Annotated in this window: 19 protein-coding genes and 1 pseudogene; 9 read left to right on the top strand and 11 right to left on the bottom strand. The window is 62.8% G+C overall.

The features are described from left to right. Positions 1 to 166: 166 nt before the first annotated feature. The 3 genes from P9272_RS14125 (at position 167) to P9272_RS14115 (ending at position 2,809) form a co-directional block, all read left to right on the top strand. Positions 167 to 562 (top strand): VOC family protein, encoded by a 396-nt coding sequence (locus P9272_RS14125; protein ID WP_128259192.1) that lies wholly within the window; start codon positions 167 to 169, stop codon positions 560 to 562. Between the two features lie 78 nt (positions 563 to 640). Next, positions 641 to 1,189 carry a gluconate 2-dehydrogenase subunit 3 family protein gene (locus P9272_RS14120; RefSeq protein WP_128259191.1) on the top strand — a complete coding sequence of 183 codons (549 nt, stop codon included), beginning with the start codon at positions 641 to 643 and terminating at the stop codon, positions 1,187 to 1,189. Positions 1,190 to 1,237: 48 nt separating this feature from the next. Next, positions 1,238 to 2,809: a GMC family oxidoreductase gene (locus P9272_RS14115; protein WP_128259190.1), complete on the top strand. Its 1,572-nt coding sequence runs from the start codon at positions 1,238 to 1,240 to the stop codon at positions 2,807 to 2,809. A 58-nt stretch (positions 2,810 to 2,867) separates the two neighbouring features. On the opposite strand, the gene P9272_RS14110 is transcribed toward P9272_RS14115, so the two are convergent. Further along, positions 2,868 to 3,257, bottom strand: a complete 390-nt coding sequence (locus P9272_RS14110) for a hypothetical protein (protein WP_278161006.1) — start codon at positions 3,255 to 3,257, stop codon at positions 2,868 to 2,870. Positions 3,258 to 3,565: 308 nt separating this feature from the next. Here P9272_RS14110 and urtA point away from each other — a divergent pair, with 308 nt between their 5' ends. The 6 genes and pseudogenes from urtA (at position 3,566) to P9272_RS14080 (ending at position 9,938) form a co-directional block, all read left to right on the top strand. Beyond that, entirely contained in the window at positions 3,566 to 4,876 is a 1,311-nt protein-coding gene (gene urtA / locus P9272_RS14105) for an urea ABC transporter substrate-binding protein (protein WP_128259188.1), read from the top strand. 107 nt (positions 4,877 to 4,983) lie between these two features. Further along, positions 4,984 to 6,600, top strand: coding sequence for an urea ABC transporter permease subunit UrtB (gene urtB / locus P9272_RS14100; RefSeq protein ID WP_278161005.1), 1,617 nt, complete (start codon positions 4,984 to 4,986; stop codon positions 6,598 to 6,600). Beyond that, positions 6,597 to 7,655 (top strand): annotated as a pseudogene (gene urtC, locus P9272_RS14095) (urea ABC transporter permease subunit UrtC); the annotation flags it as partial. The gene urtB and the pseudogene urtC, both read left to right, overlap by 4 nt. A gap of 171 nt (positions 7,656 to 7,826) precedes the next feature. Continuing rightward, positions 7,827 to 8,573, top strand: coding sequence for an urea ABC transporter ATP-binding protein UrtD (gene urtD, locus P9272_RS14090; RefSeq protein WP_128259185.1), 747 nt, complete (start codon positions 7,827 to 7,829; stop codon positions 8,571 to 8,573). A gap of 70 nt (positions 8,574 to 8,643) precedes the next feature. Beyond that, positions 8,644 to 9,339, top strand: coding sequence for an urea ABC transporter ATP-binding subunit UrtE (urtE, locus tag P9272_RS14085; protein ID WP_278161003.1), 696 nt, complete (start codon positions 8,644 to 8,646; stop codon positions 9,337 to 9,339). Positions 9,340 to 9,761: 422 nt separating this feature from the next. After that, positions 9,762 to 9,938 (top strand): hypothetical protein, encoded by a 177-nt coding sequence (locus P9272_RS14080; protein WP_095818617.1) that lies wholly within the window; start codon positions 9,762 to 9,764, stop codon positions 9,936 to 9,938. A gap of 24 nt (positions 9,939 to 9,962) precedes the next feature. On the opposite strand, the gene P9272_RS14075 is transcribed toward P9272_RS14080, so the two are convergent. From P9272_RS14075 to P9272_RS14030, 10 genes are all read right to left on the bottom strand, one after another. Continuing rightward, a complete protein-coding gene (locus P9272_RS14075) occupies positions 9,963 to 11,108 on the bottom strand; it encodes a GGDEF domain-containing protein (protein WP_278161002.1) in 1,146 nt (381 codons plus the stop codon). Between the two features lie 108 nt (positions 11,109 to 11,216). After that, a complete protein-coding gene (locus P9272_RS14070) occupies positions 11,217 to 11,450 on the bottom strand; it encodes a hypothetical protein (RefSeq protein WP_278161001.1) in 234 nt (77 codons plus the stop codon). A gap of 239 nt (positions 11,451 to 11,689) precedes the next feature. Further along, positions 11,690 to 12,496 carry a DUF72 domain-containing protein gene (locus tag P9272_RS14065; protein ID WP_278161000.1) on the bottom strand — a complete coding sequence of 269 codons (807 nt, stop codon included), beginning with the start codon at positions 12,494 to 12,496 and terminating at the stop codon, positions 11,690 to 11,692. Between the two features lie 27 nt (positions 12,497 to 12,523). Then, positions 12,524 to 12,982: a GNAT family N-acetyltransferase gene (locus P9272_RS14060; protein ID WP_278160999.1), complete on the bottom strand. Its 459-nt coding sequence runs from the start codon at positions 12,980 to 12,982 to the stop codon at positions 12,524 to 12,526. Further along, positions 12,979 to 13,389, bottom strand: a complete 411-nt coding sequence (locus P9272_RS14055; RefSeq protein ID WP_278160998.1) for a DUF302 domain-containing protein — start codon at positions 13,387 to 13,389, stop codon at positions 12,979 to 12,981. The genes P9272_RS14060 and P9272_RS14055 overlap by 4 nt, the downstream gene beginning before the upstream one ends. After that, positions 13,389 to 16,310: an excinuclease ABC subunit UvrA gene (gene uvrA, locus P9272_RS14050; protein ID WP_278160997.1), complete on the bottom strand. Its 2,922-nt coding sequence runs from the start codon at positions 16,308 to 16,310 to the stop codon at positions 13,389 to 13,391. Before uvrA ends, P9272_RS14055 begins: the two co-directional genes overlap by 1 nt. Before the next feature lie 820 nt (positions 16,311 to 17,130). Beyond that, positions 17,131 to 17,412, bottom strand: a complete 282-nt coding sequence (locus tag P9272_RS14045) for a hypothetical protein (RefSeq protein WP_128259178.1) — start codon at positions 17,410 to 17,412, stop codon at positions 17,131 to 17,133. 80 nt (positions 17,413 to 17,492) lie between these two features. Then, a complete protein-coding gene (locus P9272_RS14040) occupies positions 17,493 to 18,095 on the bottom strand; it encodes an ATP-dependent Clp protease proteolytic subunit (protein ID WP_128259177.1) in 603 nt (200 codons plus the stop codon). Between the two features lie 24 nt (positions 18,096 to 18,119). Beyond that, positions 18,120 to 18,596 (bottom strand): SRPBCC domain-containing protein, encoded by a 477-nt coding sequence (locus tag P9272_RS14035; protein WP_278160996.1) that lies wholly within the window; start codon positions 18,594 to 18,596, stop codon positions 18,120 to 18,122. Then, entirely contained in the window at positions 18,593 to 18,907 is a 315-nt protein-coding gene (locus P9272_RS14030; protein WP_140533583.1) for a metalloregulator ArsR/SmtB family transcription factor, read from the bottom strand. The genes P9272_RS14035 and P9272_RS14030 overlap by 4 nt, the downstream gene beginning before the upstream one ends. Between the last annotated feature and the right edge of the window lie 65 nt (positions 18,908 to 18,972).

Raw genomic sequence — 18,972 nt, 5'->3', positions numbered from 1 at the left:
TTTGTCATCTTCGATCCGATAGCCGCCGACGGCAATCAGACTTTCGTCCTTACGCGGGGCGAGACTACCCATCTTCGAGCCGCACGCGTGGTAATCGGCTGCCACCACCATTTTTCGCCGGCGCGCATAATCGGCTTCGAAATCAAGAAAAGCTGCGGAGTCCGATTTGGCGAAGACGATCCATTCCATGATCAGGGTTCTCGACGAGGCGCGGTCCGTCGATTTCTACAACAAGGCCTTCGGCCTCGAGGTGGCGCAGCGGCTCGATTTCGAGACCTTCACGCTCATCTATCTCAGCAATGCCGACTCGCCCTTCGAGGTGGAGCTGACCGTGAACAAGGGGCGCACCGAGCCCTACGCGCTTGGCGACGGCTACGGCCATCTCGCCGTCTCGGTCGCCGATCTCGACAGCGAACACGACCGGATCGGCGCGCTCGGCTTCAATCCGAAGAAGATCGTCGAGTTCAATCACGACGGGGCGCTGATCGCCCGCTTCTTCTTCATCGAGGATCCCGACGGCTACAAGATCGAGGTGCTGCAGCGGGGAGGGCGCTTCCAATAGAGGTATTCGCCGCGGAGAGGCGCGGCGCCAGCAACGGCACCCTCTCAGGGGGTGCGAACAGCAAGCAGGGAGGAAATCATGGTTACGGTCTACGAGAAGAAGCCGGGTTACGAGAAGAAATCAGGCCTTTCGCGGCGCGAGCTTCTCAAGCGCGGCGGCGCCGGCGCGCTGCTCATCATATCGGGCAGCGCCGTCATCAGTCCCGAACACGCCTGGGGTCTCGAGACCTCGGCGCTCAAGCCCGAAACGATGGCGACGCTGATCCAGGTGGCGCGCGACGTCTACCCGCATGACCAGGTGCCGGACAAATATTACGCCATCGCCGTCAAAGGCCATGACGAGACGGCGGCCAAGGACCCGGCCCACAAGGAACTGATCGAGAAGGGCATCGCCGAGCTCGACAAGAAGGCCGGCAAGGGTGGCTATCGCGGGATTGGTTGGGAAGAGCAGCGGGTCGCGCTGCTTACCGGCATCGAGAGGACGCCGTTCTTCCAGGCGGTGCGCGGCGGGCTTGTCGTCAGCCTCTACAACCAGAAGGAGCTGTGGCCGATCTTCGGTTACGAGGGCGAGTCCTATTCCAAGGGCGGCTACATCGCACGCGGCTTCAACGACATCGAGTGGCTCTAAGCCGCTCTGCCCTGAACAGCATTTCGACAGATTTCATGGGAGGAAACCATGGCAGCATCATTTGATCTCAAAAACGACGGCGTGGTCGTCATCATCGGCTCCGGCGCGGGCGGCGGCACCCTCGGCAACGAACTGGCGCAGAAAGGCATTGACGTCGTCATCCTCGAGGCGGGCGCACGCCACGAATATGAGGAGTTCATCAACGACGAGTGGGAGTCCTTCGCCCAGCTTGCCTGGAAGGACAAGCGCACCACTTCGGGCGACTGGCGAGTCGCCAAGGATTTCCCGAACCTGCCGGCCTGGATCGTCAAATCGGTCGGCGGCTCGACCACGCATTGGGCGGGCGCCTCGCTGCGCTTCCAGGAGCATGAGTTCAAGGCGGCCACGACCTACGGCAAGGTCAAGGGCGCGAACCTTCTGGACTGGCCGGTGACGCTGGCCGAGATGGAGCCCTATTACGCCAAGGCCGAAGCAAAGATGGGCGTCACCGGCACCAACAACTGGCCACGGCTGCCGGGCAACAACAATTTCAAGGTGCTCAAGGCCGGCGCCGACAAGCTTGGCTACAAGGAATGCCACACCGGCAACATGGCCATCAATTCGGTCGAGCGCGACGACCGCAACTCCTGCCAGCAGACCGGCTTCTGCTTCCAGGGCTGCAAATGGGGCGCCAAATGGTCGACGCTCTACACCGAGATACCAAAGGGCGAGGCGACGGGGCATCTGGAGGTGCGGCCTAACTCGATGGCGATCAAGATCAATCATGACGCTTCGGGCAAGGTGACCGGCGTCGTCTATGCCGACAAGGACGGCAAGCTGCAGGAGCAGAAGGCCCGCATCGTCGCGGTGGCCGGCAATTCGATCGAGAGCCCGCGCCTGCTGCTCAATTCGGAGTCGTCCAAATTCCCGCACGGGCTCGCCAACTCGTCCGGGCAGGTGGGCAAGAACTACATGCGCCACACCACCGGCTCGGTCTATGCCATCTTCGACAAGCCGGTGCACATGTATCGCGGCACCACCATGGCCGGCATCATCCGCGACGAGGCGCGGCACGACCCGTCGCGCGGCTTCGTCGGCGGCTATGAGATGGAGACGCTGTCGCTCGGCCTGCCATTCATGGCGGCTTTCCTCAATCCCGGCGGCTGGGGCCGCTCATTCACCACGGCGCTCGACCATTACGACCATATGGCTGGTCTTTGGATCGTCGGCGAGGACATGCCGCGCGAGGAGAACCGCATCACGCTGCACAAGGATGAGAAGGACGAGCACGGCATGCCGATCGCCGACGTCCATTTCGACGATCATCCGAACGACGAGGCAATGCGAAACCATGCCTACAGCCAAGGTCAGGCGCTCTACGCCGCTGTCGGCGCGACCAGGACCTTCCCGACGCCGCCTTATCCTTCGACCCACAATCTCGGCACCAACCGGATGAGCGAGAAGCCCGAGGACGGCGTCGTCAACAAGCATGGCCAGTCGCACGACATAAAGAACCTGTTCGTCTCAGACGGCAGCCAGTTCACCAGCGGCGCGGCGGAGAACCCGACGCTGACCATCGTGACGCTGGCGATCCGCCAGGCCGACTACATCGCCGCGCAGATGTCGGCCAAAACTATTTGACCTCCCGACTGCCTGCTGGCGCGGGACCCGAAAGGGTTCCGCGCCATTTTTATGCGGCCTATCTTCTGGTGCACGTCGAGGCGGTGAAGGCGCCGTCCTTCTGTCTCATGATAATGTCGAAGGAGGGTCCGTTCGGGTCGTCCAGCGTCGCCTGGGTGATCGAGATCGAATTGCCGCCGCTGGTGTAGCCGCCGAGCGGGCCGAGCCAGGTGATCTCACCATTGGGGTTCATTTGGTAATTGTAAGGCGGCGGCGCGGCGCCGAAGGTCACCGGGCCACTATAGAGGTTGGACTTGATGGTGATCACGCCGAGGTCGAGGAACAGGCCGAGCAGGTAGACCTCGCAGTGATAGGCTCCGTCGGGCAGCTTGCCCTCGGTGAAATCGGCGCGGGCGCCGCCGGCGGCGGACAGGAGAAGCAGGATACTCAGGATCGTTCTCAGGGCCATGACGTCGCTCGTTTGCGCGGCGACCTTGCCCCATTTTGCCATGGCCCTGCAACAGGGCCGATCAGCCAGTCTCTCTGCCCATGTGATGAAATTTAAAGCATTTTGCCATTTGGTCAAAATCTGGGCAGCATTGCGTAAACTTTTCTCAACTTGGTCGCGTGGCAATGGATCTGGAAGTTTCCCGGCTACTGGATAACCGGCTGTAATCTCATCGTTATCCTGCAATTCCGTTGAGCGCATTCCCGTCTGGCACGTCGCTTGCACAGTTTAAGTTGCGATGCAAACAACCATGCTTGGGAGAGTGTCATATGAGGGGTAACTTCGCGAAAATAACAAAAATCCTGTCCGCCGGCGTCGTCGCCGCCGGTCTGCTGGCATCGGCTCCCGCCAAGGCGGCTGAAGACACGATCAAAGTCGGTATCCTCCATTCGCTGTCGGGAACCATGGCGATTTCGGAGACGACGCTGAAAGACGTCATGCTGATGCTGATCGACGAGCAAAATGCCAAGGGCGGCCTGCTCGGCAAGAAACTGGAAGCGGTGGTCGTCGACCCGGCGTCCAACTGGCCGCTCTTCGCCGAAAAGGCGCGCGAGCTGATTTCCAAGGACAGGGTCGCCGCCGTGTTCGGCTGCTGGACCTCGGTGTCGCGCAAGTCGGTGCTGCCGGTGTTCTCGGAACTCGACAACATCCTGTTCTATCCCGTGCAATATGAGGGCGAGGAGAGCGAGCGCAACGTCTTCTACACCGGTGCGGCGCCGAACCAGCAGGCCATTCCGGCAGTCGACTACCTGATGAGCGCCGATGGCGGTTCCGTAAAGCGCTGGGTGCTCGAAGGCACCGACTATGTCTATCCGCGCACCACCAACAAGATCCTCGAGGCCTACCTCAAGTCGAAGGGCGTGCCGGCCGAGGACATCATGGTCAACTACACGCCGTTCGGCTTCTCCGACTGGCAGACCGAGGTCTCGGCGATCAAGAAATTCGGCTCGGCCGGCAAGAAGACGGCGGTGGTCTCGACCGTCAATGGCGACGCCAACGTGCCGTTCTACAAGGAACTCGGCAACCAGGGCATCAAGGCCGAGGACATCCCGGTCATGGCCTTCTCCGTCGGCGAGGAAGAACTCGCCGGTCTCGACACCAAGCCGCTGGTCGGCCATCTCGCCGCCTGGAATTATTTCGAGAGCGTCAACACGCCCGAGAACAAGAAGTTCATCGCCGACTGGCACAAATTCATCAAGAACAACAAGCGCACCACCAACGACCCGATGGAAGCTCACTATATTGGCTTCAATATGTGGGTGAAGGCGGTCCAGAAGGCCGGCACCACCGATCCGGACAAGGTCATCGACGCCATGGTCGGCGTTTCGGTGCCGAACCTGACCGGCGGCTATTCGACGATGATGCCGAACCACCACATCACGAAGCCGGTGCTGATCGGTGAAATCCAGGCCAATGGCCAGTTCCAGACGGTCTCGAAGACGCCCGGCCTGGTGATGGGCGACGAATGGTCCGACTACCTGCCCGATTCCAAGGACCTCATTTCCGATTGGCGCGCGCCGCTCAGCTGCGGCAACTTCAATGTCAAGACCGGCAAGTGCGGCGGCAAGGGCACCAACTGATCCTCCCCGGGCTGGACCACCGGGTCCATGCCTAAGACTGCGCGCGTCCGGACGGTTTCCTCCACCGTCCGGACGCTCATTAAACCCTCAAGGGTCACCAAAGACCGATGAAGATCTTCCGTGCGATTGGCCTCACGCTTTTGTTCCTGCTGACGACGCTGTCGTGCTCGGGCGCTGCGGAAGCCGATCTGCGTGCCCTCATTGCCAAATTCGCGACAGCTGCGGACTTTTCCGAGACTGGAGTTATCGTTCGCGAGTTGACAGCCACAGGCGATCCGGCTGTCGAACGGCCGCTTGCTGCATTGGCGGAAGGCAATCTTTACATTCGCGCCGCCGACTCGATGGTGTTTGTCGGCAAGGAAGGGAGCGACAGCATCCAGCTTTTCGACCCGCTGAGCGGCGAGGCAGCGGGCGAGGCTTCCGCAGATGACTTAACCCAGATCGGCGTCAACAACACCTTGCGCCGCACCATCCGCGATGCATTGGGCACGCTGACGCTTGGTTCCAAGGATCCGACTGTCCGCATCGCCGCCGCCAACACTATGTTCAAGACACCTGATGCCGCCAACGTCGAGCCGCTCGACGCAGCGATCGCCAGTGAAACCGTGGCGAGCGTCAAGGCTTTGCTGGAGCAGGCGCGTGGCGCTTCCATACTGGTTTCGGACAAGCCCGATGCGGACAAGCTCGCCGCAATTGCCTTGATCGGTGCGCGTGGCGACCGCAACGCGGTGTCGCTCCTCACCTCCGTCGAGGCCAATGCCTCCGGAGCGGTCAAGGAAGCGGCGACGGCTACAATCGCGAGTATCAATTCGACGCTGGCATTTTGGGATGCCGGCCAAAACATCTGGTACGGCATCTCGCTCGGATCGGTGCTGCTGCTGGCGGCGATCGGCCTCGCCATCACCTTCGGCGTCATGGGCGTCATCAACATGGCGCATGGCGAGATGGTTATGCTGGGTGCCTATACCACCTTCGTTGTCCAGCAGGTGATCCGCACCTCGTTTCCCGGCCTGTTCGACTGGTCTCTGGTGATCGCGCTGCCGCTCGCCTTCCTGGTCGCAGCACTCGTCGGGCTCGCCATCGAGCGGGGCATCATCCGCTTCCTCTACGGCCGGCCGCTGGAGACGCTTTTGGCCACCTGGGGCGTCTCGCTGATCCTGCAGCAGGCGGTGCGGACCATTTTCGGGCCGACCAACCAGGAGGTGGGCAACCCGTCCTGGATGTCGGGTTCCTTCGATATCGGCCAGCTCGCGATCACCTGGAACCGGCTGTGGATCCTGGTGTTCGCGCTCGCCGCTTTCATCGTGCTGCTTTACGTCATGAAGCGCACGCCCTGGGGGCTGCAGATGCGCGCAGTGACCGCCAATCGGCGCATGGCCGCCTCGATGGGCATCAAGACGCCTTGGGTCGACGCGCTGACCTTCGCCTTGGGCTCCGGCATTGCAGGTATCGCAGGCGTGGCGCTCAGCCAGATCGACAATGTGTCGCCTAATCTCGGCCGCGGCTACATCATCGACAGCTTCATGGTCGTGGTCTTCGGCGGCGTCGGCAATCTCTGGGGCACGCTGGTCGGCGCCTTTTCGCTCGGCATCGTCAACAAGTTCCTCGAGCCCTATGCCGGCGCGGTGCTGGGCAAGATCGTCGTGCTCGTGCTGATCATCCTGTTCATCCAGAAGCGCCCGCGCGGCCTGTTCGCGCTGAAGGGCAGGGCGGTGGAAGCATGATCACGCAACGCTTCTTCTCCGCCGACCGCCGCATTGCCGTAACGATCGTCGCGCTGCTCGCGGCAGCCATGATCGTGCCGCTGCTCAACCTCGCGGTGTCGCCGCAAACCGCCTTCTATATCCCGCCCTACATCGTGGCGCTGGTCGGCAAATATCTCTGTTATGCGCTGCTGGCGCTCGCGCTCGATCTGGTCTGGGGCTATTGCGGCATCCTTTCGCTCGGCCACGGCGCCTTCTTCGCGCTCGGCGGCTATGCGATGGGCATGTATCTGATGCGCCAGATCGGTTCGCGCGGCGTTTACGGCAACCCTATCCTGCCCGACTTCATGGTGTTCCTGAACTATAAGGAGTTGCCCTGGTTCTGGTACGGTTTCGACCATTTCTGGTTCGCGGCGCTGATGGTGCTCGCCGTGCCCGGGCTGCTTGCCTTTTTCTTCGGCTGGTTTGCCTTCCGCAGCCGTGTCACCGGCGTGTATCTCTCCATCATAACCCAGGCGATGACCTATGCGCTGTTGCTCGCCTTCTTCCGCAACGACATGGGTTTCGGCGGCAACAACGGCCTGACCGATTTCAAGGACGTACTCGGCTTCAGCGTGCAGGCGGACGCGACGCGCTCGGCGCTGTTCGCGGCGAGCGCCGTCACGCTCGCGCTCGCCGTCTTCGTCACCGCGGCGATCGTGCGATCCAAATACGGCAAGCTGCTGATGGCCGTGCGCGACGCCGAGAGCCGCACCCGCTTTCTTGGCTGGCGGGCGGAGAACGTCAAGCTATTCGCCTTCACCGTCTCGGCAGTCATGGCCGGCATCGCCGGCGCGCTCTACGTGCCGCAGGTCGGCATCATCAATCCCGGCGAATTCGATCCCGCGAACTCGATCGAGGTGGTGATCTGGACCGCCGTCGGCGGGCGCGGCACCATCGTCGGCCCTATCATCGGCGCGCTTCTCGTCAATGCCGGCAAATCCTGGTTTACCGGCGTGCTGCCGGAATTCTGGCTGTTCGCGCTCGGCGGGCTGTTCGTTGCCGTCACGCTGCTTTTGCCCAAGGGCATCGTCGGCGTGTGGGACAGTTGGCGCGGCAAGACCAAGGCGCTGCGCGCGGCCTCGCTTGCCGCCGAAGCCGGCGCCGATGCAGAGGTGCCGCAGCCGAAGATCGTCCGCTCGGCGGCACGGACGCCGGGCGCCTGGTCGGCCACCGGGTCCGAGCCGCAGCCGGCGGAGTGAGCGGACATGAACAAGTCGAACACCATCCTTTATCTCGACGGCGTCTCGGTCTCCTTCGATGGCTTTCGCGCCATCAACAATTTGTCGCTGGTGCTCGACAAGGGTGAGATGCGGGCGATCATCGGGCCCAACGGGGCCGGTAAGACGACCATGATGGACATCGTCACCGGCAAGACGCGGCCGGACGAAGGCGAAGTCTTCTTCGACGGCCAGGTCGACCTCACCCGCCATGACGAGGCCGAGATCGCCATGATGGGCATCGGCCGCAAATTCCAGAAGCCGACCGTCTTCGAGAGCCACAGCGTCGAGGACAATCTGATGCTGGCGCTGAAGGCGCCGCGCTCGATCTTCCCGGCGCTGTTCCATCGCCGTTCCGCCGCCGAGGCGCGACGCATCGACGACATACTCGGCATCATCCGTCTCGGCGATAAGCGTGATGAGCTCGCCGCCAATCTCAGCCACGGCCAGAAGCAGTGGCTGGAGATCGGCATGCTCTTAGCGCAGGACCCGAAGCTGCTGCTCGTCGACGAGCCGGTCGCCGGTATGACCGATGCCGAAACCGAGGAGACAGCACGCCTGCTCAAGGACATCGCGCGCGACCATTCTGTGGTGGTCGTCGAGCACGACATGCATTTCGTGCGCGAGCTCGGCGTCAAGGTCACCTGCCTGCACGAGGGCTCTGTGCTCTCGGAAGGCACACTCGATTTCGTTTCGGCGGACGAGCGCGTCGTCGAAGTCTATCTGGGGCGCTGAGCATGGTCTGGCGGGTTCCATTCTACTGTTTCGATTTCGCTTTCCTGAAGCGCTGGAGAAGGGGCTGAGCATGCTCGAAGTCTCCAACGCCACGCTGCATTACGGCGCCGCCCAGGCGCTGCGCGGCGTTTCACTGAAGGCCGGCGCCGGCAAGATCACCTGCGTGCTCGGCCGCAACGGCGTCGGCAAGACAAGTTTGATGAGATCCATCGTCGGCCACCACCGGCTGACGAGCGGAAGCGTTGCCTTCGAGGGGAAGGCGCTCGACCGGAGCGCGGCGTATGACCGCGCCCGGTCGGGCATCGCATTCGTGCCGCAGGGCAGAGAGATTTTTCCCCTGCTGACGGTGCGCGAAAACCTGGAATCCGGTTTTGCGCCGCTGCGGCGCGCAGACCGCAACATTCCGGCCCATGTCTTCGAGCTGTTTCCGGTGCTGAAGCAGATGCTCGGCCGCCGCGGCGGCGATCTCTCCGGCGGGCAGCAGCAGCAGCTCGCCATCGGCCGGGCGCTGGTGATGCAGCCGAAGCTGCTGGTGCTCGACGAACCGACCGAAGGCATCCAGCCGTCGATCATCAAGGATATCGGCCGCGCCATCCGCTATCTGCGCGACCAGGCGGGGATCGCCGTGCTTCTGGTCGAGCAATATCTCGACTTCTGCCGGGAACTTGCAGACGAGGTCAACATCATGGATCGCGGCCAGATCGTGCATACGGGTCCGGCGGAAGACCTCGACCGGGCGGATGTGCGAAAGTTCCTCACAGTGTAACTCGCGTCGTCGTCATCCTTGGGCGAAGCAAGGAGCGAAGCGACGCGGCGCAGACCCAAGGATCCATTCCGTGACGTTGGTCGAAGAGTGCTGCGCTACAGAACAGGTTCCTTGCGCAGCGCCATTCCAAATTCTGCACCATCAGTAACGCTTCGAAGTAACGGCATGGATCCTTGGGTCTTCGCTCCGCTTCGCGTCGCTGCGCCCAAGGATGACGAAGTTGTTGAGCGCTCTGGCGCGCTCAACACACCATGCTGGTCTTTTCTTGGCCTTGGTGAGTCGGCCGCTTTCCGTACCAGTCGCGATTGAAGGGGAGAAGGCGCGGACACCGCCCGCAAGTTCCACGCAAGCAAGTCTGCTTAGCTTTCCCAGCAGTGATTGTCGGTCAATGCGTCCAAGAAGAATCTTGCCAGGGGACGGCGATGGAACGTTTTGTCGAGGACTATCAGAAGCGGCGCCTCACGGAGCGCGTCGATATCATGACGGCGATCAACATCCTGATGTCGCAAGGCTATGACGAGGATGATTTGATCGGCGAAATGACCAAGGTTTTTTACGTCGACCTTGATGCCTTCAACGACGTGATTGCTCACCACTGAGAGCGAGCAGGTGGCCGTAAAAGGTCATCCGGCGAGGCGGAAGTCCAGGACACGATTGCGGCCCGCGCGCTTGGCGGCATAGAGCGCCTTGTCGGCGGCGCTGAGCACTTTGTCGAAGCTCATGCCGTCCGTGCTGCCGAAGGCGAAACCTGCGCTGACCGTGCAGCGCAGCGGGCCGGTCTCGGTCTCAATCGTGCGCGCGGCGAACGCAGCCCTGACACGTTCGGCCGTTGCTCCAGCCGCCTCGGGTAAAATGCGCCTCAACACCATGGCGAATTCCTCGCCGCCCATGCGGGCGACGTAGTCGTTCGGGCGCAGACCGGCGCAAAGCACTTCGGCAAAGACCTTAAGCACCTCGTCGCCAGCGGCATGGCCGAACTGGTCGTTGATCGACTTGAAGCCATCGAGGTCGAACACCACCACAGCGGTGAAGGCGTTGACCGGTGTCTTGCCGTTGAGGTCGAACAAAGCGCGGCGGTTCAGAAGGCCGGTCAAGGCATCGGTTTGCGCCTCGCGCTGATGATGGCGGGCGAGCCGACCCTGGTTGAGCGCGAGCGACAACGCGCCGATACCGGTCATGGAGGCGATCACGATGACGAGGCTCAGATCCTCGGCCCAATTGCTCGGCGCGTGACCGAGAACCAGTTTGCCATCCCACGCCAGCACGCCCGCGCACAGCACGAAGGATGCCGCGGTCAGTGAATAGAGCAGCGACACGCCGATGAGAGGTACCGGCGCCTCCGCACGGCCCTGCCAATATTCATACGCGGTGCCAAACAGCAGCAGCGCGGCCAGGGTGTTCTCCAGCATGAAGCCCAAGCCGTCATAGCCGAGCGCCATCGGCGGCAGCGCCAGAGCACAGGAAATGCCGACGCCGAGCGCGATAAGCGGCAAAGGCGAGCGGCTTGTCCTGAATTGATGGGCGGCGCCCAACATGACCGAGAATCCTAGCAAGAGCAGCGCCAGCGTCAGCACGCCGAGCGCCATTCCGGGCCTTGCGATATAGGCGTCGTACGCAAAGACCTCGACCACCACGACGAGCACGCTGACTGCCCAGGTCAGCAGGAACCTGTCGGAACGGGCGGCCATCCAGGTTCCGAACAGCGTGAGGCTGAGGCAAGCGGCGGAGAAGCCGACGGCCAGGAGCAATGAGTTGTAATCTAGCAGCATGCACGCATCCCAGCCTTCGCCGGGCTGCAACCTGGCGTAGGTCACTTAAGTGCAGCATGGAAGTATCGATTACGTTACGATAGGCGAGAAGATGCGAGGATTCCTGCGTTATAGGACCATTACCGACAATAGCAGGATAAGGCCGATCGCCATCATCACCAGACCCGGCCAATTCTGCGACAGGCCCAGGAACCCGAGGCCGCGCCGCCGCGGCTCCAATGTCGGGCCCGACGTTGCCGTCGGACGAGGTGCTGGATCACTCAGTCGTCCGCGCCTCAGAGTGGCGCCTGCCATGTACACGACGCCTGCGATCGTGAGCAAGGCACCGAGGATGACGATCATCTTCCCCGCTCCTTTCCAACGCTGCGGGACTTGGAAAGCGTTTAGCGAGGTGGGCACTTTCCCGTTCCGACCTTCGGCAGCTGTTGCGACTTCGCGGCGGTCTCCCGCGGGTCGGCGGCTGAGACAGAACGGTCAAGACGGCAGGCAGGTTCCGACAAGCCAGCGGCCGATTAGCGCCGCGCGGCGCGCCGAACAAAGGGCTGGCGTTTGAACAACGGCCGCTGTGAAGGTTCGCAGCGCTAGGCCGCCACCCGCTTCATCAGCGCCATGGCGCCGAACGGGGCGCGCACCTTGCCTTCGGTGATGAAGTAGGCGAACACGTCGCGCGGCTTGACCGGCGCATCGGTCTTGGGATCGGCGCGCGGCAGGTCGGCCGGCTGCTTGCCCTCCGCCCAGGTCTTCACCCGCGCCGCCCATTCGTCGAGGCCTTTCGGCGTGTAGCAGTCGGGATTGTCGTCGCTGCCGGTCTGCAGCCGCGCATAGACGAAATCGCCGGTGACATCGGCTATCGCTGGATATTTTGCATGGTCGGCATAGACGATCGCGGCCTTGTATTTGCGCGCAAGCGCCGGGAACTCCGGAACGACAAAGCTGTCGTGGCGAACTTCCAGCGCGTGGCGCAAAGGCACGCCGTCCTGCTTCTCGGGCAGAAGTTTGAGGAAGGCTTCGAAATCGTCGGCGTCGAATTTCTTGGTCGGCGCGAATTGCCACAGAATTGGCCCGAGCTTCTCGCCGAGCGCGACAACGCCGGAGCCGAGGAAGCGCATCATCGATTCACCGGCCTCGCCGAGCACGCGGCGATTGGTGACGAAGCGGTTGCCCTTGAGCGAGAAGACGAAGCCCTCCGGCGCGTCCTTTGCCCATTTGACGAAGGTCGGCTCCTTGAAGCTGGAATAATAGGTGCCGTTGACCTCGATGCTCGGCACCTGGCGGCTAGCGTAATGGAGCTGCTTGGCCTTGGCGAGCTTCTCCGGATAAAAGGAGGTGTCCCAGGGCTCGAAAGTCCAACCGCCCATGCCGGCACGGATTTTTCCTTGGGCAGTCATTGTCTTCCTCCTTCGTTCGAAATGCGATCAGACCGCCCGGTGGACAGGCTTGGTCATGTCGACCAGCGTCCATCCTGGCCGGTATGGATTGGCGCGGCGACCCGTTTCGCGATAGCCATAGGCGGAATAGAGCGCGATGTTCCGCTCCATGCGGGAATTGGTGTAGAGCCGCACCTCCGGCACGCCCCATGACCGCGCCTGTTCGTCGGCGAAGTCGAGCAGCTTGATGCCGAGCTTCCTGCCCTGGAAAGCCGGTGCGACGGCGACGCTGAAGATCATGGCGTGGTCTGGGTGACGTTCGAGCACGATCAGTCCGGCGAGCTTCTCTTCTTCGTCCAGAAGCCAGACTTCGCCCCGCTCGACGCGCGGCGCGTAATCCTCGGTCACCGGTATCGGCGGTGCGTCGAAGATGGCCGTGTAGGGCGCATAGGCGTCCGTTGTGAGAGCGACGATGGCGGCGAGATCGTCCGGGCGGGCCGGTCTCATGACTGGTCTACTCCGGCAGCGGCCGCGACGACCTTTTGCATGCCAGCAGCTATGGCCGCGACAGCATCGCGGCTGGCCTCGCCCAGCCCATGACGCTCAGCCAGCCGGTGCGCATCATTGTAGGACAGCCAGACCTTGCCTTGCTCGTCCTGCCAGGCCAGCGCCTTGATCGGCAGGTCGATCCCGGCCAGTTGGCGATCCTGCATCAATGGCGTGCCGCCTTTCGGGTGGCCGAAGATCAGCAATTCAGTTGGACGCAGGGCCGCGCCGATCTCAAGCGCGCCGGCGGCATGGTCGATGCGGGCGAAGACGCGCAATCCGGCACGCGTCACCGCGTCGACCAATCGGTCGATGGTTTCACTGACGCCGAAGCGGCTTTCGATGGAGACAAGGCCGTTACCTGCCATCACTCCGCCGCTTCGCGTTTGCCTCCGGGGCGCCGTTCCAGGAGCTCCTTCAGGAACTGGCCGGTATAGCTGCGCTTCTCCCGCACGATCGCTTCCGGCGTGCCCGAAGCGACCAGCTCGCCACCGCCGTCGCCGCCTTCAGGGCCGAGATCGAGCACCCAGTCGGCGGTCTTGATCACCTCGAGATTGTGCTCGATGACCACCACGGTGTTGCCCTGGTCGACCAGCTCGTGCAGCACTTCGAGCAGCTTCGCCACATCGTGGAAATGCAGGCCGGTGGTCGGCTCGTCGAGGATGTAGAGCGTCTTGCCGGTCGCCTTGCGCGACAATTCCTTGGCGAGTTTTATCCGCTGCGCCTCGCCGCCCGACAGTGTCGTCGCCTGCTGGCCGATATGGATGTAGCCGAGGCCAACCTGCTTCAGTGTCTCCAGCTTGTCACGCACGCCGGGCACCGCCGAGAAGAACTCGACGCCTTCCTCGACCGTCATGTCGAGCACGTCGGCGATCGACTTGCCCTTGAACAGCACGTCCAGCGTCTCGCGGTTGTAGCGCTTGCCGTGGCAGACGTCGCACGTCACGTAGACGTCGGGCAGGAAGTGCATCTCGATCTTGATGACGCCGTCGCCCTGGCAGGCCTCGCAGCGGCCGCCCTTGACGTTGAAGGAGAAGCGGCCCGGCTGGTAGCCGCGCGCCTTGGCCTCGGGAAGGCCGGCAAACCAGTCGCGGATCGGCGTGAACGCGCCCGTGTAGGTCGCCGGATTGGAGCGTGGCGTGCGGCCGATTGGTGACTGGTCGATGTCGATGACCTTGTCGAGGAATTCCAGCCCCTCGATGCGGTCATGCTCGGCCGGATGCTCGCGCGAGCTCATGATGCGGCGCGAGGCCGCCTTGAACAGCGTTTCGATCAGGAAGGTCGACTTGCCGCCGCCGGATACGCCGGTGACCGCGGTAAAGGTGCCAAGCGGGATTTCCGCCGTTACGTTTTTCAGATTGTTGCCGCGCGCGCCGACCACCTTGATGCGCCGGTTCTTCTTTGCCTCGCGGCGCACGGCGGGCGTCGTTACTTCGAGCTCGCCCGACAGATATTTGCCGGTGATCGAAGCGGGGGTGGCCATGATCTGCTGCGGCGTGCCTTGCGCGATGATGCGGCCGCCATGGATGCCGGCGGCCGGACCGATGTCGACGACATAGTCGGCATGCAGGATGGCGTCCTCGTCATGCTCGACGACGATCACCGTGTTGCCGATGTCGCGCAGATGCTTCAGCGTGTCGAGCAGGCGCGCATTGTCGCGCTGATGCAGGCCGATCGACGGCTCGTCCAATACATAGAGAACGCCGGTTAGGCCGGAGCCGATCTGCGAGGCCAGCCGGATGCGCTGGCTCTCGCCGCCCGACAGCGTGCCGGAGTTGCGCGACAGCGTGAGATAGTCGAGGCCGACATCGTTGAGGAAGCGCAGCCGCTCGCGGATCTCCTTGAGCACGCGGGCCGCGATCTCGTTCTGCTTCTCGTTGAGCTGCACCGGCAGGTCGGTGAACCACTGGTCGGCCTTGCGGATCGACAGCTCGGTCACTTCGCCGATGTGTTTTCCCGCGATCTTTACCGCCAGCGCCTCCGGCTTCAGCCGGTAGCCGTGGCAGGCGGGGCAGGGGGTGGCCGACATGAAGCGTTCGATCTCCTCGCGCATCCAGGCCGATTCCGTTTCCTTCCAGCGCCGGTCGAGATTGGGGATGACGCCCTCGAAGGTCTTGGTGGTCTTGTAGGAGCGCAGGCCGTCATCATACTGGAAGGTGATCTCGCGCTCGCCGGTGCCATGCAGCACGGCTTCTTTCGCCTGCGCGTTCAGGTCCTTGAACTTGTCGCCGAGCTTGAAGCCATAGGCCTTACCGAGCGCTTCAAGCGTCTGCGCGTAATAGGGCGAGGTCGATTTCGCCCACGGGCTGATGGCGCCGTCGCGCAGCGAGACATTCTCGTCCGGCACGACGAGGTTGGGGTCGATTGCGCGCTGGCTGCCTAGGCCATCGCAGGTCGGGCAGGCGCCGAACGGGTTGTTGAAAGAGAACAGCCTGGGCTCGACCTCCGGAATGGTGAAGCCGGACACCGGGCAGGCAAACTTCTCCGAGAACAGGATGCGCTCATGCGTCTCGTTCTTGGACTTGTTGACCGAGTCCTCGCCGGTCAGGCTGGCATCGAGCGGCCGGTCGGCGAACTCGGCCACGGCAAGGCCCTCGGCGAGCTTCAGCGCGGTCTCCATCGAGTCCGCGAGCCTGGTCGCAAGATCGCCGCGCACGACGATGCGGTCGACGACGACGTCGATGTCGTGCTTGTACTTCTTGTCTAGCGCCGGCACGTCGGCGATCTCGTAGAAGGTGCCGTCGACCTTGACCCGCTGAAAACCCTTCTTCTGCAGCTCGAGCAGGTCCTTGCGGTACTCGCCCTTGCGGCCGCGTACGATCGGCGCCAGCAGATAGAGGCGGGTGCCTTCCTCCAGCGCCAGTACCCGGTCGACCATCTGCGAGACTGTCTGGCTCTCGATCGGCAGGCCGGTGGCCGGCGAATAGGGAATGCCGACGCGCGCGAAAAGCAGGCGCATATAGTCGTAGATCTCGGTCACGGTGCCGACCGTCGAGCGCGGGTTGCGCGAGGTGGTCTTCTGCTCGATCGAGATGGCGGGCGACAGGCCGTCGATCTGGTCGACGTCCGGCTTCTGCATCATCTCCAGGAACTGCCGGGCATAGGCCGACAGGCTTTCGACATAGCGGCGCTGGCCCTCGGCATAGATGGTGTCGAAAGCCAGCGACGACTTGCCGGAGCCCGACAGGCCAGTCATGACGATCAGGCTGTCGCGCGGCAGGTCGAGATCGACATTCTTGAGATTGTGTTCGCGCGCCCCGCGAATGGAAAGGTATTTATGGTCGGCCATCGCCGGTCGCCGCCTCAGGTCTAGAATTTGCTGGATTGGGCGGGTTCGTCCCGGCCATCCCCTATGTAGGTAGTTTCGGCGCCACGTCGAGAGACGCCACAATCTCGACGGAACAAGCCGATCCTGGGTTTAACCGCCTTTCGCGCCAGCGGGCAAGCGGAAAGAACAAAGGCCGAACACGCTCCTGACAAAGTGCTGTGGAGACAATCGCGTTAAGGGCGGCGAAGACAAGTGCCGCCGATGCCCGTCTTGTTGACCCCGAAAGCCACTCGACTTACCCGCACGTAATCTCCGGGCGATCACATTTTTCGGTAACCGGCTATTCAACGGTTGACGCCGGCGACACACGGGGGCAGTCTTAAAGGCGTCAACGAAGCCGGCCGTCTTTCGATGGCCTCGCCGCCCAACTGGCGGCCTGCGAGACGCCGCAGGCAATAGCGATCAGCGCTTCGAACGACATTGTCGCAACGGACCCAGGAGCGGAGCATGACGCCACCGGACAGTCCCTTGAGGCTCCACACGGAGATGGAGCCGCGGCGGGCATAAGTGCCAGGGCAGACTTGAAACGCCAGCCCGACAAACCGTGACTTGCCGATTCCCTACAATCAGAGACGATAGTCGGATCGTCGGCCGAACGCCGCGTTGCATCCGAAACAGAACGCCGGCAGTCCACTCCCGGCTAAAGTTGGATTTCAGATCCATGAAGCCTCATCCGTCTGCACAGCAGGGATGGGGCTTTACATTTTGTGGGTGCCTCACCTTGTTGACGGCGCCAGAGACTTCCGGACGGAACGTCACCACGCACTTTCCTGGCATTGCTTTAATGGTTCGGCAGCTTCATCCCGCCCGTTGCCATATCAATCGTAATGCTGCCGCCGATCCTGACATCGGTGTTGCCGATCTTGAACGAGCCGTCGCTGCCGGCGGGCTGCGCGTCATCCGGCTCGGGCTGCGGCGCCGGCTTGGCAATGCGATAGTCGCCGCTGACGCCGGGCAGTTTTTGCGACGGGCTGTCCTCGGCAAGTGCGGTGCCGGCTGTCAGCGCGCCGGCAAGCGCGGCGGCGGCAACGCGCAAATGTCTGGTTTGCAGCAGCTTGGTCATGCGCCAACTATAGAGACGCGGCCGGAGCGAGGCCAGACGCGGGCCAATCAAATTGCCGCGCGTCCGGTTCAAGGGAAGTGTTAAGCCGCCCTCTTGCGAGTATCGTAGACATGGTCGACGAGGCCCCATTCCTTGGCTTCAGCGGCGCTCATGAAATAGTCGCGGTCGAGCGTGCGCTCCACTTCCTCATAGGTCCGGCCGCAATGCCTGGCGTACAGCTCCGTCATGTGCTGCTTGGTGCGCACAATGTCCTCGGCGTGTCGCTGGATGTCGGAAGCCTGGCCCTGGAAGCCGCCGAGCGGCTGATGCAGCACGATCCTGGTGTTGGGCAACGCGATGCGGCGTCCCGGGGAGCCTGCCATCAACAGGAAGGAGCCCATCGAGGCGGCGAAGCCCATGCAGACCGTCGACACCGGACAGGAGATGTACTGCATCGTGTCGTAGATGGCGAAGCCGCTGGTCACCATGCCCCCGGGCGAGTTGATGTAGAGCGAGATCTCCTTGTCGGGATGGTCGGATTCCAGCGACAACAGCTGGGCGCAGACCAGCGCCGAAACGTTGTCGTTGATCTCGCCGTTGATGAAGACGATGCGCTCGCGCAGCAGCCGCGAAAAAATATCGAAGGAACGTTCGCCGCGGCTCGACTGCTCGATGACCATCGGCACCAGATTGGCAATGCTCATGACGGATTTCCTCGGTCCTATTGATCAGGCCGCGCGCAGCATCATGCAGGGCGCATTGGCCGCGGCCAGGGTCTTGCGCGCATAAAGCGAGAATCCACAGCCGGCGCCCGCAATGGCCAGAACAGGCTCCGCCACCGGGACGAAGCCGTCATGGACTATACGAAGATACGTGCCTCCGGAGGCTGTGCGGGCCAGCGTGAAGGTGACGATGCTGTCAAAAGCCGGAAGCTGGTCGGCCTCCTTGTCGGCGGGCCCCTCACGCCAGGAATAGCGCAGCAGCCTGCCGGGCTCGGCCTCGAGCACCTCGCATGCGATCGGCGCATCCGGTCCGGCAAAGGTGAAGCAGCTGCCGGCTTCAGCCTTCATGTCGTTCGGCATCATCCAGGCGGCCAGAAGTTCCGGCTCGGTCAGCGCCCGCCAGACCTTTTCAGGCGGATCGGGAAGGTCGCATTCGAAGCTGAGCGGCGCTTCGTTGACCATCGGGTTTTCGGTTGCCGTCATTGATCCATTCCCTTCAGAACCGTCTTCAACTTTTCGATGCGTTCCGGCCAGAAGGCGCGGTAGCGTTCGATCCAGCCGAGCAGCGGGTCGAGCCCTTGCGGATCGGCGCGGTAATAGGCGTTGCGGCCGGCGCGCCGCTCGACCACCAGGCCGGCGCCGCGCAGAACGGCGAGATGCTGCGAGACCGCCGGCTGCGACACACTCATGCCGGCGCGCAGCTCGCTCACGCTCATCTCGCTGGCGGCGAGGCGCTCGTAGACGGCGCGACGCGTCGGATCGGCGAGCGCCCGGAAAATCTCTGCTTCGATCATGGACAAAGCATAAGTCGACACTTATTGATTTGGCAAGCGTCTGTTTGATCGCCATATCAAAACAG

The sequence above is a fragment of the Mesorhizobium sp. WSM4976 genome (assembly GCF_029625685.1).
Taxonomy (GTDB): domain Bacteria; phylum Pseudomonadota; class Alphaproteobacteria; order Rhizobiales; family Rhizobiaceae; genus Mesorhizobium.
Note: the sequence above shows the minus strand (reverse complement) of the source record. Positions and strands in the feature narration are given on the sequence as shown.